Below are 13,129 nucleotides of genomic sequence, written 5' to 3'. Positions count from 1 at the left end.
AAAACATATGGGAGGAAGGTTAGTTTTAAAACTGGAATCAATCGTAAAGACGTTTCCCGGTGTCAAGGCTCTTGACGGGGTTCATCTGGAGATTTTTGAGGGAGAAGTCCATGCCCTGTGCGGAGAAAACGGGGCAGGGAAATCTACCTTGATGAAAATAATCGCGGGAGCACAGCCTTATACTTCGGGAGCCATGTATCTGGATGGGAAAGAGGTGGTGTTCCATTCCGCTAAAGATGCGGAAAAACATGGAATCGCCATGATCTATCAGGAATTTAATATGGTTCCGGAACTGTCGGTAGCAGAAAATATGTATCTTGGAAGACTACCTGTCAGTCCCTTTGGGAAAGTGGATTGGAACAAGCTGTACCGGGAAGCACAGGAAAATTTAGATCATCTGGGTTTAAAGTTCAGTGCAAAGACTAAGGTAAAGAATCTGTCGGTGGCAGAGGCTCAGATGACGGAGATTGCCAAGTGCCTGACTATCGGGGCAAAAATCATTATTATGGATGAACCCACCGCAGCACTGGCAGAAGAGGAAATTCAGATTCTCTTTCGGACAATTGAGGAACTGAAGAAAAAGGGAATTGCAATCGTTTATATATCCCACCGTATGGATGAGATATTTCAGATTTCAGACCGTCTTACCGTTTTCCGCGACGGAAAATTCGTTGCATCAAAACTCATTGGAGAGACGGATTATGATGATGTGGTATCCATGATGGTCGGGCGCAATGTATCCAATCTGTATCCGGTAAGGGATTATAAAACCCAGGAAGTGGTATTTGAAGCCAGGAAAGTAAACAGCCGCGGGGTCCATGACGTCAGCTTAAAGCTTCACAAAGGAGAAATTTTGGGGATTACAGGCCTTTTAGGTGCCGGTACCATAGAACTTTCCAAGCTGATTTACGGGGCCATTCCAATGGATAGCGGAGAGATTTACGTACATGGTGAAAAAAAGGATTGTTCTTCTCCCAGAAAAGCATTAGAAGCAGGAATCGGGTTTGTCTCGGATGACAGAAAGCAGGAGGGGCTTGTTTTATTAAGAAGCATCAAAGAAAATATCTCTATGTCATCTTTAAAAAAGCTGACCAAAGGATTCCGGCTGGATAACAAGCTGGAAGCGGACCGTGTACAGGAACAGGTGAAAGCGCTTAATATTAAAGTCAGTTCCGCACAGCAGCCTGCCGGAAAGTTAAGCGGCGGCAACCAGCAGAAGGTAGTGTTTGCAAAGGTGCTTTTAGCGGATTCTGATATTCTGATTTTAGACGAACCCACACGAGGTGTCGATGTTGGGGCCAAAGCGGAAATCTATGCCATTATGAACAAGCTGACGGAAGCGGGGAAGAGTATTCTGGTAATTTCTACGGATCTTCCGGAGCTGATTGGGGTCAGTGACCGCGTCATTGTTATGCGGGAAGGACGAACGGTATTAGAAATCTCCAAACAGGAAATGAATCAGGAAAAAATATTAGCACATGCGTCTGGAGGGGTAAGTGAAAATGAAACAGGAAACTAAGAAACGGTTAATCAACCAAATTAATATATATCGCTCGGTTTTGATCTTGCTGGTAATCTGTATCTTTGCCGCTTTTTTATCGGAAAGCTTCTTAAGTGTTTCCAACCTGTTTAATGTATTTAAGCAGGTGACAGTTGCCGGCATCATCGGATGCGGCATGACCTTTGTAATCCTTACCGGCGGAATCGATTTGTCCGTAGGTTCCATTCTGGGCTTTGCCGGAGTTGTAGCCTCCGGTGTGCTGGCTTCCACCGGCAATACTTTTCTTGCGGTACTTACAGCAGTCGCAATCGGAATAACCTGCGGAATTGTAAATGGATTTTTTATTTCTCAGTGCGGGATTCCCCCATTTATCGCCACCCTTGGCATGATGACCCTGCTTCGTGGCTGTGTTTTGGTCTACACCAAAGGTTCTCCCATTCCTGTCAAGGTGGATTCCTATAAGTTTATTGGAAAAGGTACGGTTCTGGGGGTTCCGGTACCTGTTATTATACTGATCGCTCTTTTCCTGCTGGCACACTACATATTGACACAAACCAGCTTTGGACGCAGCATTTATGCATTTGGCGGAAACCGGGAAGCAGCCCGCTTATCCGGAATTTCCGTTAAAAAGACGGAGTGGATGGCTTACATCATTAATGGCTTTTTAAGCGGCATCGCAGCAGTGGTTTTAACAGCCAGACTTGGATCTGCACAATCCACCAGCGGACAGGGAATCGAGATGGATGCCATTGCAGCGGTTATTCTTGGAGGTACTAGTTTAAGCGGGGGAACCGGATTTGTGCTGCCTACTGTGGTAGGTGCCATGATCATGGGAATTATCGATAATATTCTTACGCTTATGAACGTAAATCCCCATGCCACCAATATTGTTAAGGGCGCAGTTGTACTCATTGCAGTTCTGGTGGACAAAAAGGTTAAGGATTTATCTGCGAAAGCAGAATAAATAAAACTATTAATGTATAAAAGAAGGGAAGGTAAAAGATTATGATCAAAAGAAAACACATGGCAGTTTTAGCAGCTGCAGGATTTGTCCTTGCATCACTGGCAGGATGCAGCGGTGGAAAGGCACCTGAAACCAAACAGGAGACCACACAGACAGAAGCAGCTACGACAGCAGCGGAAACTAAGGCAGAGGCAAAGTCAGGGGACAAGAAATACGTAGTAGGTCTTGCTATGAATACTCAGACAAATCCATTCTTTGTGGATGTAAAAGACGGGGTACAAAAGGCCGCAGACGAATTAGGAGTAGAACTTTATATTACAGATGCGCAGGATGACCCTGCAATTCAGATGAAGGATGTAGAAAACTTAATCACCAAAAAACCGGATTGCATTATCATTGATACTTGTGATTCGGATGCAATTGTATCTTCTATAGAAGCTTGTAACGAAGCCGGTATCCCGGTACTTACCATGGACCGTGAGGCCAGCGGCGGGGAAGTGGTTTCTCATATCGGCTACGATGCCATCAAATCCGGTAAACTGGCCGGCGAGTATCTGGTAGATACACTTGGAGGCAAAGGAAATATCGTAGAAATCCAGGGTATTATGGGAACCAATGTGGCTCAGAGCCGTTCCAAGGGCTTTAACGAAGCCATAAGCCAGCATCCTGACATGAAGATCGTTGCCTGCCAGGTTGCAGATTTTGACCGTGCTAAGGGCATGAGCGTAATGGAAAATATCCTTCAGGCCAATGACCACATTGACGGATTATATGCTGCCAACGATGAAATGCTTCTTGGTGCTTTGGAAGCGATTGAAGCTGCCGGCCGTTTAGATGAGATTACCATGATCGGCTGTGATGCCATTGATGACACCATTGAAGCCATTAAAGCAGGAAAGGTTAATGCAACGATTGCAGAGCCTCCTTTCTTCCTGGGAAAAGCAATTATGACCGCTGCATACAATCATCTGCAGGGAAAAGACGTAGATAAGTATGTGATCCTGGATAACGAACTGGTAACAGCTGATAACGTAAATGAATTAGTTACAAAAGAATAATCTATATTTTTATTAGCAGCGGCATCAGACCGATCAATTCGGTCTGATGCCGCTGTTTTTTATGAATTGCCTCTTTGGCTTTGGAATCATTCATAATATTTCTTCTTTTATCCGGAGACGCTGCATGGTATGATGAAATCAAAATAGGTGGAACATAGTAAAAACATTTAAAATCTTATAAATTCTCATATTAACGGTATATTATTAAATCTGTGAAAAGCCGCAGCAAAATTATCCGGAATTTAACTAAAAATTTAGGTATGATTGTTTTGAAAGGAGGAATCAGGCTATGAATACACTGGCTCAATGGAATGATGCGATGGCATATATTGAAAAAAATTTGATGTTTGATATTGAGCCAAGTCAAATATCACGCATATCCGGCTGTTCAGAATACCATTTTCGCAGAATGTTTTCTTTTCTTGCCGGAATGCCATTAGGTGAATATATTCGCCGCAGACGGCTTTCGGTAGCAGGGCTTATCTTACAGAAGGAATCAGTAAAAGTCATTGATTTAGCATTGCAGCTTGGTTACGAATCACCGGAAGCCTTTAGTAAAGCGTTTCAAGTGATGCATGGAGTTACCCCGTCGCAAGCTAAGAAAGCAAATACAGAACTTAAAGTCCTGCCGCCAATGACTTTTCAGTTAACAATCAAAGGGGGATTGGAAATGAATTATCGTGTTGTAGAAAAAGATGGATTTTATATTGTTGGATTTAAAAAAAGAATTACAATGCAGTTTAAAGGTATCAATACACAGATGGACTCATTGGTACAAAAACTAACTCCTCAGGTCATAGATGAGTTAAAAGGTTTTTGCGATGTAGAACCAAAGGGAATACTCAGTGTTTCTGCGAATTTTGATGAACGTACTACAGAAGGCTCTCAGCTTGACCAGTATGTGGGAGTTGCCACTTCCAGGGCGGCTTCAAACGGTTATGACATCTTGCATGTTGCAGCCTCTACTTGGGCAGTATTTAAAGTGGTTGGTACGTTTCCGGATGCGATTCAGGACACGTGGTCCCAAATATTTGCTGAATGGTTCCCGGCATCTGGATATGAATTGACCGGGGGGCCAGAGTTATTGTGGAATGAAACCCCAGATACGAGTAGTCCGGATTATAAAAGTGAGATATGGATCCCTGTTCACAAAATTGACGGTTAAATTTACAGAGTGTCATATTCAATAAAAAAAGCGGCAGTTTAGTAATCGGAATGATTCTAAGCCGCCGCTTTGCTATAGATCGGAAGGGACTGAGCCGGCCTGGCTTGATTTTTTAGAGCCTTTTTTTCATTTTCTGCAACTTTTTTGCGTCTGAAATCATCTATATAACAGAACGGCAAAAATGTCTGTTAAAAGACAGAAAGGGTAACAAATGAGACAAGAGAACTATGATAAGATGACAGGCTACATCATTGAAAATCAGAAAAAATTTTACCGGCTGGCATTCAGCTACGCCCAGAACCAGGAGGATGCCCTGGATATTGTTCAGAATGCGGTATTAAAAGCCCTGGATCATTATGAATCCTTAAAAAATTACGACGCTATTAAAACGTGGTTTTACAGAATTCTTGTGAACGAAAGCATTTACTTCCTAAAGAAAAATAAAAAAGAGATCGCCTCAGGAGAAGAACTGGGTCTGGAGATCCCCTATTATGAACAGGGCTATGAACCATCGGATGACCTTTATGACGAGATCAATCGATTGGATATTGAAATACAAAACATCATTAAGCTTCGTTTTTTTGAAGAAATGTCGCTGAAAGAGATTGCAGAAATCACCGGTGACAATTTAAACACGGTAAAGGCAAGGCTGTACCGTGGCTTAAAAATGTTAAAGCAGAATATTCAGGAGGTAAACCTATGAACCAGATGGATCATGCAAAAAAAAGATACGATGAGACTCCCATTCCAGAGGAATTAAACGGACGTATACTGGGGGCCATTGAGGAATTTGAAGAAAAAAAAGCAGCGAGCAGCCAGAATAATACTGGGATCGGAAAAAGAAGGTACTATAAATGGGGATTGGGAACAGCAGCAGCTTTCTTTCTTACATTTACTGCAGCACTGAACATAAACACAGCATTTGCTGAGGAGGTACATCAGCTTCCGGTTGTAGGTGCCATAGCAAGGATCCTGACTGTAAGCTCCTATAAAAAGACTGTAGGGGATGAAAAAGTTTCGGTAGAAGTGCCGGGGGTAGAATTTATCCAAAATGACACCCAAGGACTTTCCAAGCAAATAAATGAAGAAATCCAGGAAATCTGCAGCAGATATGCGGATGAATCATTGGAGCGTGCACAGGATTACAAACAGGCATTTTTGGATACAGGAGGAACAGAAGCAGAATGGGCGGAGCATAAGATCGAGATCAAGGTGTGGTATGAGATCAAGGCCCAAAGCGATGACTATCTTTCTTTTGTGGTAAGGGGAACAGAGAGCTGGACCTCTGCCTACAGTCAGGAAAAATATTATAACATAGACTTAAAATCAGGAAAGCTATTATCTCTAGGTGATGTTCTTGGAGAGGATTACATCAATAAGGCAAATGACAGCATTAATAGCCAGATAGAGGAAAAATCAAAGGAAATCGGTATTCCGTTTTTTACTCCTGAGGAAGGCGGTTTCGAAAGTATTTCTGATGAGACAAAATTTTATATGAAGGATAATGGAAACCCGGTTATAGTTTTTGACAAATATGAGATAGCACCTGGAGCGGCCGGGGCGGTTGAATTTGAAATAAATAGGTAAGAGTAAATTTTGTTTATATCACTGAAAGGCTGACTGGAAAACAAGCGTATCGTATACGATGGACGATATGCTTGTTTTTTTGCGCTTAGCCGATATCATTCCGACCTTGTACTTTTTATTCTTATTCGTTACAATCAAACTATCCACTATAACACCAGACTTTTATATGATGCTATTATGGTGGAATAGAATGGTGGTGATAGATAAAATGAAAACTTACACGACATCTGAAATTGCGCGTAGTATAGGAATCCATTCCAATACAGTACGACTTTATGAAGAACTAGAGCTTATTCCTAAAGCGGAGCGGAAGGAAAACGGGTATCGCGTATTTACAGATTTTCATATGGAACAGATAAAGTTTGCAAGAATCGCGCTAAAGGTCGAGGTTTTGCAAAATGGATTGAGAAAACAGGCAATTACTATTATTAAGACCTCAGCTTCCGGAAATTTTGATAAGGCGATTGGCTTGGCGGAACATAATTTGCAGCAGATAAAAAATGAGCAGAAAAATGCGGAAGAAGCCATAGAAATCACCCAAAGGCTGTTATCAGGCAGCAGCAGGGGAGAAAAATCCGGCACAATGGTATTAACCAGAAAAGAAACGGCCGATTATTTACAAATTTCAATGGACGCTTTAAGAAATTGGGAAATGAATGGCCTGCTCACTATAAAACGAAAACAAAACGGATACCGGGTTTATACGGATAAAGATATTCGGCGGCTCAAAATCATACGTTCTCTGCGCTGCGCAAATTATTCCCTTTCTGCAATTTTGCGAATGCTGAATACATTATCCCAGAATCCCAAAGCAGATATCCGCCAAGTGATTGATACACCGGACGAAAGCGATGATATTATTTCCGTATGCGATAAGCTTCTCACTTCCCTGCATTATGCGGAAGAAAATGCGAAAGTCATGCTGATGCACCTTGAAGAGATGAAAAAACAATTTGAAACAAACCCTACACTTTAACACCAGACTTTGCTCTGGTGTTATTCTTTTTATGAAAAGAAAAAAGGAGGGATTTTATCGCATGGAAACAACCATTGAAGTAAAGGAACTGTGCAAGTCTTACGCCCAAATAAAAGCCATAGAGAATATTAATATCTCAATTTGCCGCGGGGAAGTGTTTGGCTTACTTGGAGCAAATGGTGCGGGTAAAAGCACCGCAATCGAATGTATCCTGGGGACGAAAAAACAGGATAGCGGGACGGTATCCATATTAGGAATGAATCCGAAAAAAGATCGAAAGAAACTTTTTGAGAGGGTGGGTGTTCAATTTCAAGAGGCCAATTATCAGGAAAAAATCAGAGTAGATGAGCTTTGTGAAGTTACTGCTTCGCTTTACAAAAACACTTTGGATTATGGCGTCCTTTTAGAACAGTTCGGACTTTATGAAAAGTCAAAAAGCCTGGTCAGTGAACTTTCGGGAGGTCAGAAGCAACGGCTTTTTATCGTGCTTGCGCTAATCCCAGATCCCGAAGTAGTGTTTTTAGACGAACTGACCACAGGATTGGATGCCAGGGCACGGAGGGAAGTGTGGAGGAGTCTTTCCCAGTTAAAAGAAAAAGGAATTACCATTTTGCTGACCTCACATTTTATGGATGAGGTGGAAACTCTTTGTGACAGGATCATGATTTTGAAGAATGGGGAGAGCATATTTTGCGGTTCCGTAAAGGAAGCGGTGGAAGCAAGTCCTTATGAAAAATTTGAGGATGCATATCTATGGTATACGGATGGGGAGGGTGAATATGAAAACATTTAAAACGTTACTTAAAACAGAAGGAAAATTGTCCCTTCGTGGACTGGATATGTTTATTTTTGCTATTTGCATGCCAATCGTCGTGGTTATAATCTTAGGGGCAGTTTTTGGAGACAAACCCGCTTTTGATGGTGCGGAATATACATTCCTGGAGCAATCCTTTGGTGCGGTTTCAACCATTGCCATTTGTGCCGGAGGCGTAATGGGGCTTCCCTTGGTTGTATCTGATTATCGAAGCAGAAAAATCTTAAAGCGGTTTAAGGTAACACCCACTGACCCAGCACTTATCTTGGCGGTGCAGGTTGCTATTTACGCACTTTATTCGCTTGCATCCCTTATCCTTGTCTACGCAACTGGGGCGTTATTTTTTGGATTTCAATTAAAAGGCTCATTGCTTCCATTCCTGGGAGCATACTTACTGGTTATGTTGTCTATGTTCAGCATTGGGGTGTTGGTGGGCGGAATTGCACCGAACACGAAAATAGCCGGTGCCGCCGCAAGTCTGCTGTACTTTCCAATGCTTATTTTTTCAGGTGCCACTCTGCCTTATGAGGTGATGCCTTCTGCATTCCAAAAAGCAGCAGACATCCTTCCATTGACACAGGGAATAAAGCTTCTTAAGGCTGCTTCATTGGGGCTGCCAATGGACAGGGTTTTCATTCCGATTATGGTGATGATCGTCATAGCAGTGATATGTATCAGCATTTCCCTCCGCTTTTTCAAATGGGAATAACAGATTGGATTAACTTTTTATTTTTTACCCTACTTCCTTCACCCGCATTGACATGTTATAATGACAAAAGAATCGGGGCAAAGCAGGGGGATAAACATGTTAAAAGTACTGATAGCAGATGATGAAGAAAAAATTTGTCAGCTGATCGAGAAACTGATCGACTGGCAGACACTGGATATGAAGCTCTGCGGTGTGGCAAATAATGGGATCGAGGCGCTTGAAAAGATCGAAGCCCTGTCTCCTGATGTGGTGATTACAGATATCCGAATGCCGGGATATGACGGCCTGGACCTGGTGAAAAAGACCAGGGAACTGAATGTAGGTGTGGAATTTGTGATTATCAGCGGATACCGCCATTTTGAATATGCCCAGACAGCGATCAAATATGGGGTCAGCGATTATTTATTAAAGCCTATCAAAAAGCAGGAGCTAACAGAAACTCTGGAAAAAATAAGAGTAAGGTACAATGAAAAAAGTGAGCAGCTGACCTACGAGGAACGGGTCAGGCTGGCGAGGAAAAGTGATGCGGAGAGGCTTCGGACCACATGGTTTTCCAATGTCTTGTACCGGGACCGGAGCGAACAGGATTGCTCCAGTCTGGAAGAAATCAATAAGCAGTATTATTATCAGCTAAAGCCGGGCTATTTCCAGATTGTTTGTGTTAAATTTGATGGAATTTCCATGCCTGACGAGAAAAACCTGGAATTTCTAACAGAAAAGACAACTCAGATTGCTGAGCAAATGCTGAAAGGCCATGTATTCGACTGGGAATTGTATGTGGAAAACAGCCATATTTATCTATTCCTGAATTATGGAGAGGAAAACAGGAGGCTTATCCGCCGCCAATGTAAAAATATATTAAATGAGCTTGCAGTACTGGAATCCATTTTGGAAGGGCTTCGAGTGACCATTGGCTTTGGTACAACCGTATGGAATATCACTCAGCTGAGAAGTTCCCTCAAATCCGCAAGGTACTTAGTGGAGCAGCGGCTGGTGGCCGGGAACGGCAAACTCTTAGAGGGGGAACTGCGCAGCTCTTTTCATCTGGCATCAAGTCAGTGGTTCACACAGTTTAACCAGAATATGAGCACAGCTCTGGAGAGTCTGGACAGGCAGCAGGTGGGAGATTGCCTGATGAAACTGAAAGACGGACTCTTGGAGCAGCCGGATATGACCGGACATGAAATTTTGCAGATGTGCAGAGAGGTCTGCAATCTTTATCTGTTCTTCATGAAAAACCATAAGATCCCCATTGAACAGAATTTTATGGAACGGTTTAATCAGGGAGTGGAATTCTGTTCTTCAGCAAGAGAGGTCCTGCGCTATCTCATAAAAGAGATTTCCGCATCCTACGATAAGGCCGTGGTCGGAAAGATGCAGGAGAATAACCGCCCCATCCGCATAGCCAAAAAATACATCAGGGACCATTATAGGGAAGCCATTACCTTAGAAACAGTCAGTGAAGTCGCCGGATTCAATCCTACATATTTCAGTTCCCTATTTAAAAAGGAGACAGGAAAGAATTTTTTGGAGTTTTTATCCGAGGTGCGGATGGAACAGGCGAAAGGCCTTCTAAAGGAATCAAATTTAAGTGTTGCCGTCATATGTGAGGAAGTGGGCTACAGCGATGTAAAGTATTTTACAAAGAACTTTACTAAATATTCCGGTTTAAAGCCAAACGAGTATCGGAAGCTTTATTCCTGATGGGAGGCGTATTATGAAGGAAAAGTTTCGGTTTCTGTCCGTCAGAGTGATTCTTCTATTGGCAGGTATTTTGACCGGGTTCATGCTTTTGCTTTGCTATGCCCTGTACTTAACCAGGGGCCAGCCGGAGCAGATTTGGCTTTTAATGGCAGCTTCCGTTCTCTTAGTCTTATTTTTTTACAACGGCTATTATGGCATTTATAAGCCCATGCAGGAAACCAAACGGGTGGAACGGCAGTTTGCCTCTGGCAGTGTTTTAAATGACTTACTAAAGATACGCTATCCCCACTGCCCGGAATCCGAGAAAGTAAATCAAAGGTTTTTTGAAATGCTTGGAACAAGGGAACTGATCAATGTTTCAAAAAAGCAGGCGGAATATCTTGCCCTGCAAAACCAGATCAATCCTCATTTCTTGTACAACACTTTGGAGGGAATACGGAGTGAGGCGCTAAGCCTTGGGGTAGACAGCATAGCGGAGATGACGGAGGCCCTTGCCACCTTTTTCCGTTATACCATATCCAATGTAGACCACCTGGTAAACTTAGAGGATGAGCTTGCAAATATTGAGAACTACTATTACATCCAACAGTTCCGCTTCGGCAAAAAATTACAGCTGAATATCCAATATGCATGTTCAGAGGAACTGGATGAAATGGAGATCCTGCAGTACCGCCTGCCAAAGCTGACTTTGCAGCCGGTTGTTGAAAATTCCATTTATCACGGTATTGAACGGAAAATAGGGGAAGGGCATCTGATCATTAAAATTTCGGTAACGGATTCCCGGTTGATCATCAAGGTATCTGATGACGGACTTGGCATGGAGGCTGAAAGGGTGAAGATGCTGAATGAAAAGCTTAAAAGCTTATCCTTAGACGACGTAAACCCGGATATAGACCGGAAAGGCGGCATTGCAATCCAGAATGTCAATAATAGAATTAAGCTGCTCTTCGGAGAGGAATATGGCATACACGTTTACAGCCAGGTGGAGGCAGGAACGGATGTGGAGATATCCCTTCCTCTGGTAAAGGATTAACAGGACAAAGAGGTGATGAGATGAGAAAGGAAATTCTCCGGCTGAATCATGTTACCCTGGAAGAAAACGGAGAGCGTTATCTGGATAATCTGGATTTTTATATTCTCAAGGGAGAAATTATGGGGCTCATCATATCCGATGCAAAGGGCTGTTCCCAGTTGATCCGCCTTATTTGCCATAATATTCCCATAAGCTTTGGCGGAGTATATTATGAAGGAGACCGGGTAAATCATTATTCCCATGCGGACTATACTGACAATCGGGTTTATGTCATTGAGGAGCGGGGACGGCTCATAGACAGCCTGACCATATCCGATAACCTGTTTGTTATGCGGAAGGGATTTAAAAAGTATATTATTAACAGCAGGGTACTGGATCATCAGGTGGAGCTTTTAATGGCAGAACTGGGGTTGTCCATTGATCCCAAACGCCGGGTTTCAACCTTAAGCGCTTTTGAACGCTGCGTGACTGAGCTTTTAAAAGCCATTTTGGCCGGGTGCCGGTTCATTATTCTGGATAGGATCAGCAATTTCTTAAGCCAGATGGAACTTAAACAGTTTCAGGATATTATTAGGAAGCAGGCCAAACGGGGGACTGCATTTCTTTATATGGGAAACCACCATCAGGAGGTGTTCCAGATTGCGGACCGGGCGGCTCTTTTTCATCAGGGAATCATATGGAAGGTGTTTGAAAAGGAGGAAATGGTGGAAACGGCCCTTCAGCCTTATACCATCTCCTTTGACTTATCAGGCAGCCAGGTCCGGGAACCTATGGAAGAGGCAGTTCTTAAGTTAGACGGAGTGCATTTAAATGGGAAAGAGCCGGTGGGGTTTTCTCTGCGAAAAGGGGAATGCCTGATGATACTGGATACGGATAACCAGACCTGGGAGCCTCTGGTGGAGGTCCTTTCCGGCAGCAGGGGAATCAGGGACGGCAGGATTTACCTGGGAGAAAGGGTCTTTGCAGGAGAGGAGCCTACGGACTTTTTTAAGGAGGGGGTTGCCGTCATCCCGGATGATCCGGCAGAAACCTTTCTGTTTCGGGATATGAGCTATATGGAAAACCTGACGTTTCTTTTGGACCGGAAGGTGTGGTTTGGGAATATAAAGCGCAGCCATCTTCGCAGTGTGCGGAAAGAATATATGAAAAAGGTAGGGCCCTGCATTGATTCAGGAAAGATTGACCGTTTAAGCCTGCGGGAAAGATATGGCCTTGCCTATTACCGGATCCATCTCCTTCACCCTAAGGTTGCTGTGTGTGTGCAGCCGCTGGCAAAAGGGGACATGTACTTAAGACGTTATGTGCTGGACCTGATCCAGGAGCTGAAAAACAGCGGGATTTCGGTACTCATTCTCACCAGCAACCTTGCCGACAACATGGATGTATCAGACCGGATGATAATTCTGCAGGATGGAAAAGTGGCGGCAGAATACGCCAAAGAGGAATTTTATAAAGTAGGTTGGTAATGAAAAGGATTAACAGGCGGTCTGGCTGCCTGTTTTTCATTTCCGCAAGGGATTTGACTGCCAAAGAATGCCCCCCTTAAACGGAAGAATCTCCCCTACTATCCATGGGTTTCCGATGATATACTGTTTACAGAAGCTAGAATTTGAGAGAA

At 43.3% G+C, this 13,129-nt stretch carries 12 protein-coding genes; all 12 read left to right on the top strand.

Going from position 1 to position 13,129, the window contains the following annotated elements; genetic code table 11:
- Positions 1–7: 7 nt before the first annotated feature.
- The 12 genes from ACHZES_RS03325 to ACHZES_RS03270 all read left to right on the top strand — a co-directional run bounded on the left by ACHZES_RS03325 (position 8) and on the right by ACHZES_RS03270 (position 12,977).
- Positions 8–1,519, top strand: a complete 1,512-nt coding sequence (locus tag ACHZES_RS03325) for a sugar ABC transporter ATP-binding protein (protein WP_154520559.1) — start codon at positions 8–10, stop codon at positions 1,517–1,519.
- Positions 1,503–2,465: an ABC transporter permease gene (locus ACHZES_RS03320; protein ID WP_038281836.1), complete on the top strand. Its 963-nt coding sequence runs from the start codon at positions 1,503–1,505 to the stop codon at positions 2,463–2,465. The genes ACHZES_RS03325 and ACHZES_RS03320 overlap by 17 nt, the downstream gene beginning before the upstream one ends.
- Before the next feature lie 44 nt (positions 2,466–2,509).
- Positions 2,510–3,523, top strand: a complete 1,014-nt coding sequence (locus ACHZES_RS03315; RefSeq protein ID WP_395547991.1) for a substrate-binding domain-containing protein — start codon at positions 2,510–2,512, stop codon at positions 3,521–3,523.
- A 289-nt stretch (positions 3,524–3,812) separates the two neighbouring features.
- Positions 3,813–4,688: a GyrI-like domain-containing protein gene (locus ACHZES_RS03310; RefSeq protein ID WP_395547914.1), complete on the top strand. Its 876-nt coding sequence runs from the start codon at positions 3,813–3,815 to the stop codon at positions 4,686–4,688.
- Between the two features lie 211 nt (positions 4,689–4,899).
- Positions 4,900–5,391, top strand: coding sequence for an RNA polymerase sigma factor (locus tag ACHZES_RS03305; protein WP_089992350.1), 492 nt, complete (start codon positions 4,900–4,902; stop codon positions 5,389–5,391).
- Positions 5,388–6,275 carry an RsiV family protein gene (locus ACHZES_RS03300; protein ID WP_395547915.1) on the top strand — a complete coding sequence of 296 codons (888 nt, stop codon included), beginning with the start codon at positions 5,388–5,390 and terminating at the stop codon, positions 6,273–6,275. Before ACHZES_RS03305 ends, ACHZES_RS03300 begins: the two co-directional genes overlap by 4 nt.
- Before the next feature lie 208 nt (positions 6,276–6,483).
- On the top strand, positions 6,484–7,251 hold the full coding sequence (locus tag ACHZES_RS03295) for a MerR family transcriptional regulator (protein ID WP_395547992.1): 768 nt from the start codon (positions 6,484–6,486) through the stop codon (positions 7,249–7,251).
- Positions 7,252–7,312: 61 nt separating this feature from the next.
- Entirely contained in the window at positions 7,313–8,044 is a 732-nt protein-coding gene (locus tag ACHZES_RS03290; protein ID WP_154520563.1) for an ABC transporter ATP-binding protein, read from the top strand.
- Positions 8,031–8,774 carry an ABC transporter permease gene (locus tag ACHZES_RS03285; protein ID WP_395547916.1) on the top strand — a complete coding sequence of 248 codons (744 nt, stop codon included), beginning with the start codon at positions 8,031–8,033 and terminating at the stop codon, positions 8,772–8,774. Before ACHZES_RS03290 ends, ACHZES_RS03285 begins: the two co-directional genes overlap by 14 nt.
- Before the next feature lie 96 nt (positions 8,775–8,870).
- On the top strand, positions 8,871–10,478 hold the full coding sequence (locus ACHZES_RS03280; RefSeq protein WP_395547917.1) for a response regulator: 1,608 nt from the start codon (positions 8,871–8,873) through the stop codon (positions 10,476–10,478).
- Between the two features lie 13 nt (positions 10,479–10,491).
- Positions 10,492–11,511, top strand: a complete 1,020-nt coding sequence (locus tag ACHZES_RS03275) for a sensor histidine kinase (RefSeq protein WP_038281850.1) — start codon at positions 10,492–10,494, stop codon at positions 11,509–11,511.
- A 20-nt stretch (positions 11,512–11,531) separates the two neighbouring features.
- Positions 11,532–12,977, top strand: coding sequence for an ATP-binding cassette domain-containing protein (locus ACHZES_RS03270; RefSeq protein WP_154520574.1), 1,446 nt, complete (start codon positions 11,532–11,534; stop codon positions 12,975–12,977).
- Positions 12,978–13,129: the final 152 nt, after the last annotated feature.

This window comes from Lacrimispora sanguinis (genome assembly GCF_044987295.1).
Lineage (GTDB): Bacteria > Bacillota > Clostridia > Lachnospirales > Lachnospiraceae > Lacrimispora > Lacrimispora celerecrescens_B.
This window is presented reverse-complemented; position numbering and strand designations above follow the sequence as displayed.

Coding starts and splice junctions, on each gene's coding strand:
- ACHZES_RS03325 (WP_154520559.1), top strand. CDS start 8: ATGGGAGGAAGGTTAGTTTTAAAACTGGAATCAATCGTAAAGACGTTT.
- ACHZES_RS03320 (WP_038281836.1), top strand. CDS start 1,503: ATGAAACAGGAAACTAAGAAACGGTTAATCAACCAAATTAATATATAT.
- ACHZES_RS03310 (WP_395547914.1), top strand. CDS start 3,813: ATGAATACACTGGCTCAATGGAATGATGCGATGGCATATATTGAAAAA.
- ACHZES_RS03305 (WP_089992350.1), top strand. CDS start 4,900: ATGAGACAAGAGAACTATGATAAGATGACAGGCTACATCATTGAAAAT.
- ACHZES_RS03300 (WP_395547915.1), top strand. CDS start 5,388: ATGAACCAGATGGATCATGCAAAAAAAAGATACGATGAGACTCCCATT.
- ACHZES_RS03295 (WP_395547992.1), top strand. CDS start 6,484: ATGAAAACTTACACGACATCTGAAATTGCGCGTAGTATAGGAATCCAT.
- ACHZES_RS03290 (WP_154520563.1), top strand. CDS start 7,313: ATGGAAACAACCATTGAAGTAAAGGAACTGTGCAAGTCTTACGCCCAA.
- ACHZES_RS03285 (WP_395547916.1), top strand. CDS start 8,031: ATGAAAACATTTAAAACGTTACTTAAAACAGAAGGAAAATTGTCCCTT.
- ACHZES_RS03280 (WP_395547917.1), top strand. CDS start 8,871: ATGTTAAAAGTACTGATAGCAGATGATGAAGAAAAAATTTGTCAGCTG.
- ACHZES_RS03275 (WP_038281850.1), top strand. CDS start 10,492: ATGAAGGAAAAGTTTCGGTTTCTGTCCGTCAGAGTGATTCTTCTATTG.
- ACHZES_RS03270 (WP_154520574.1), top strand. CDS start 11,532: ATGAGAAAGGAAATTCTCCGGCTGAATCATGTTACCCTGGAAGAAAAC.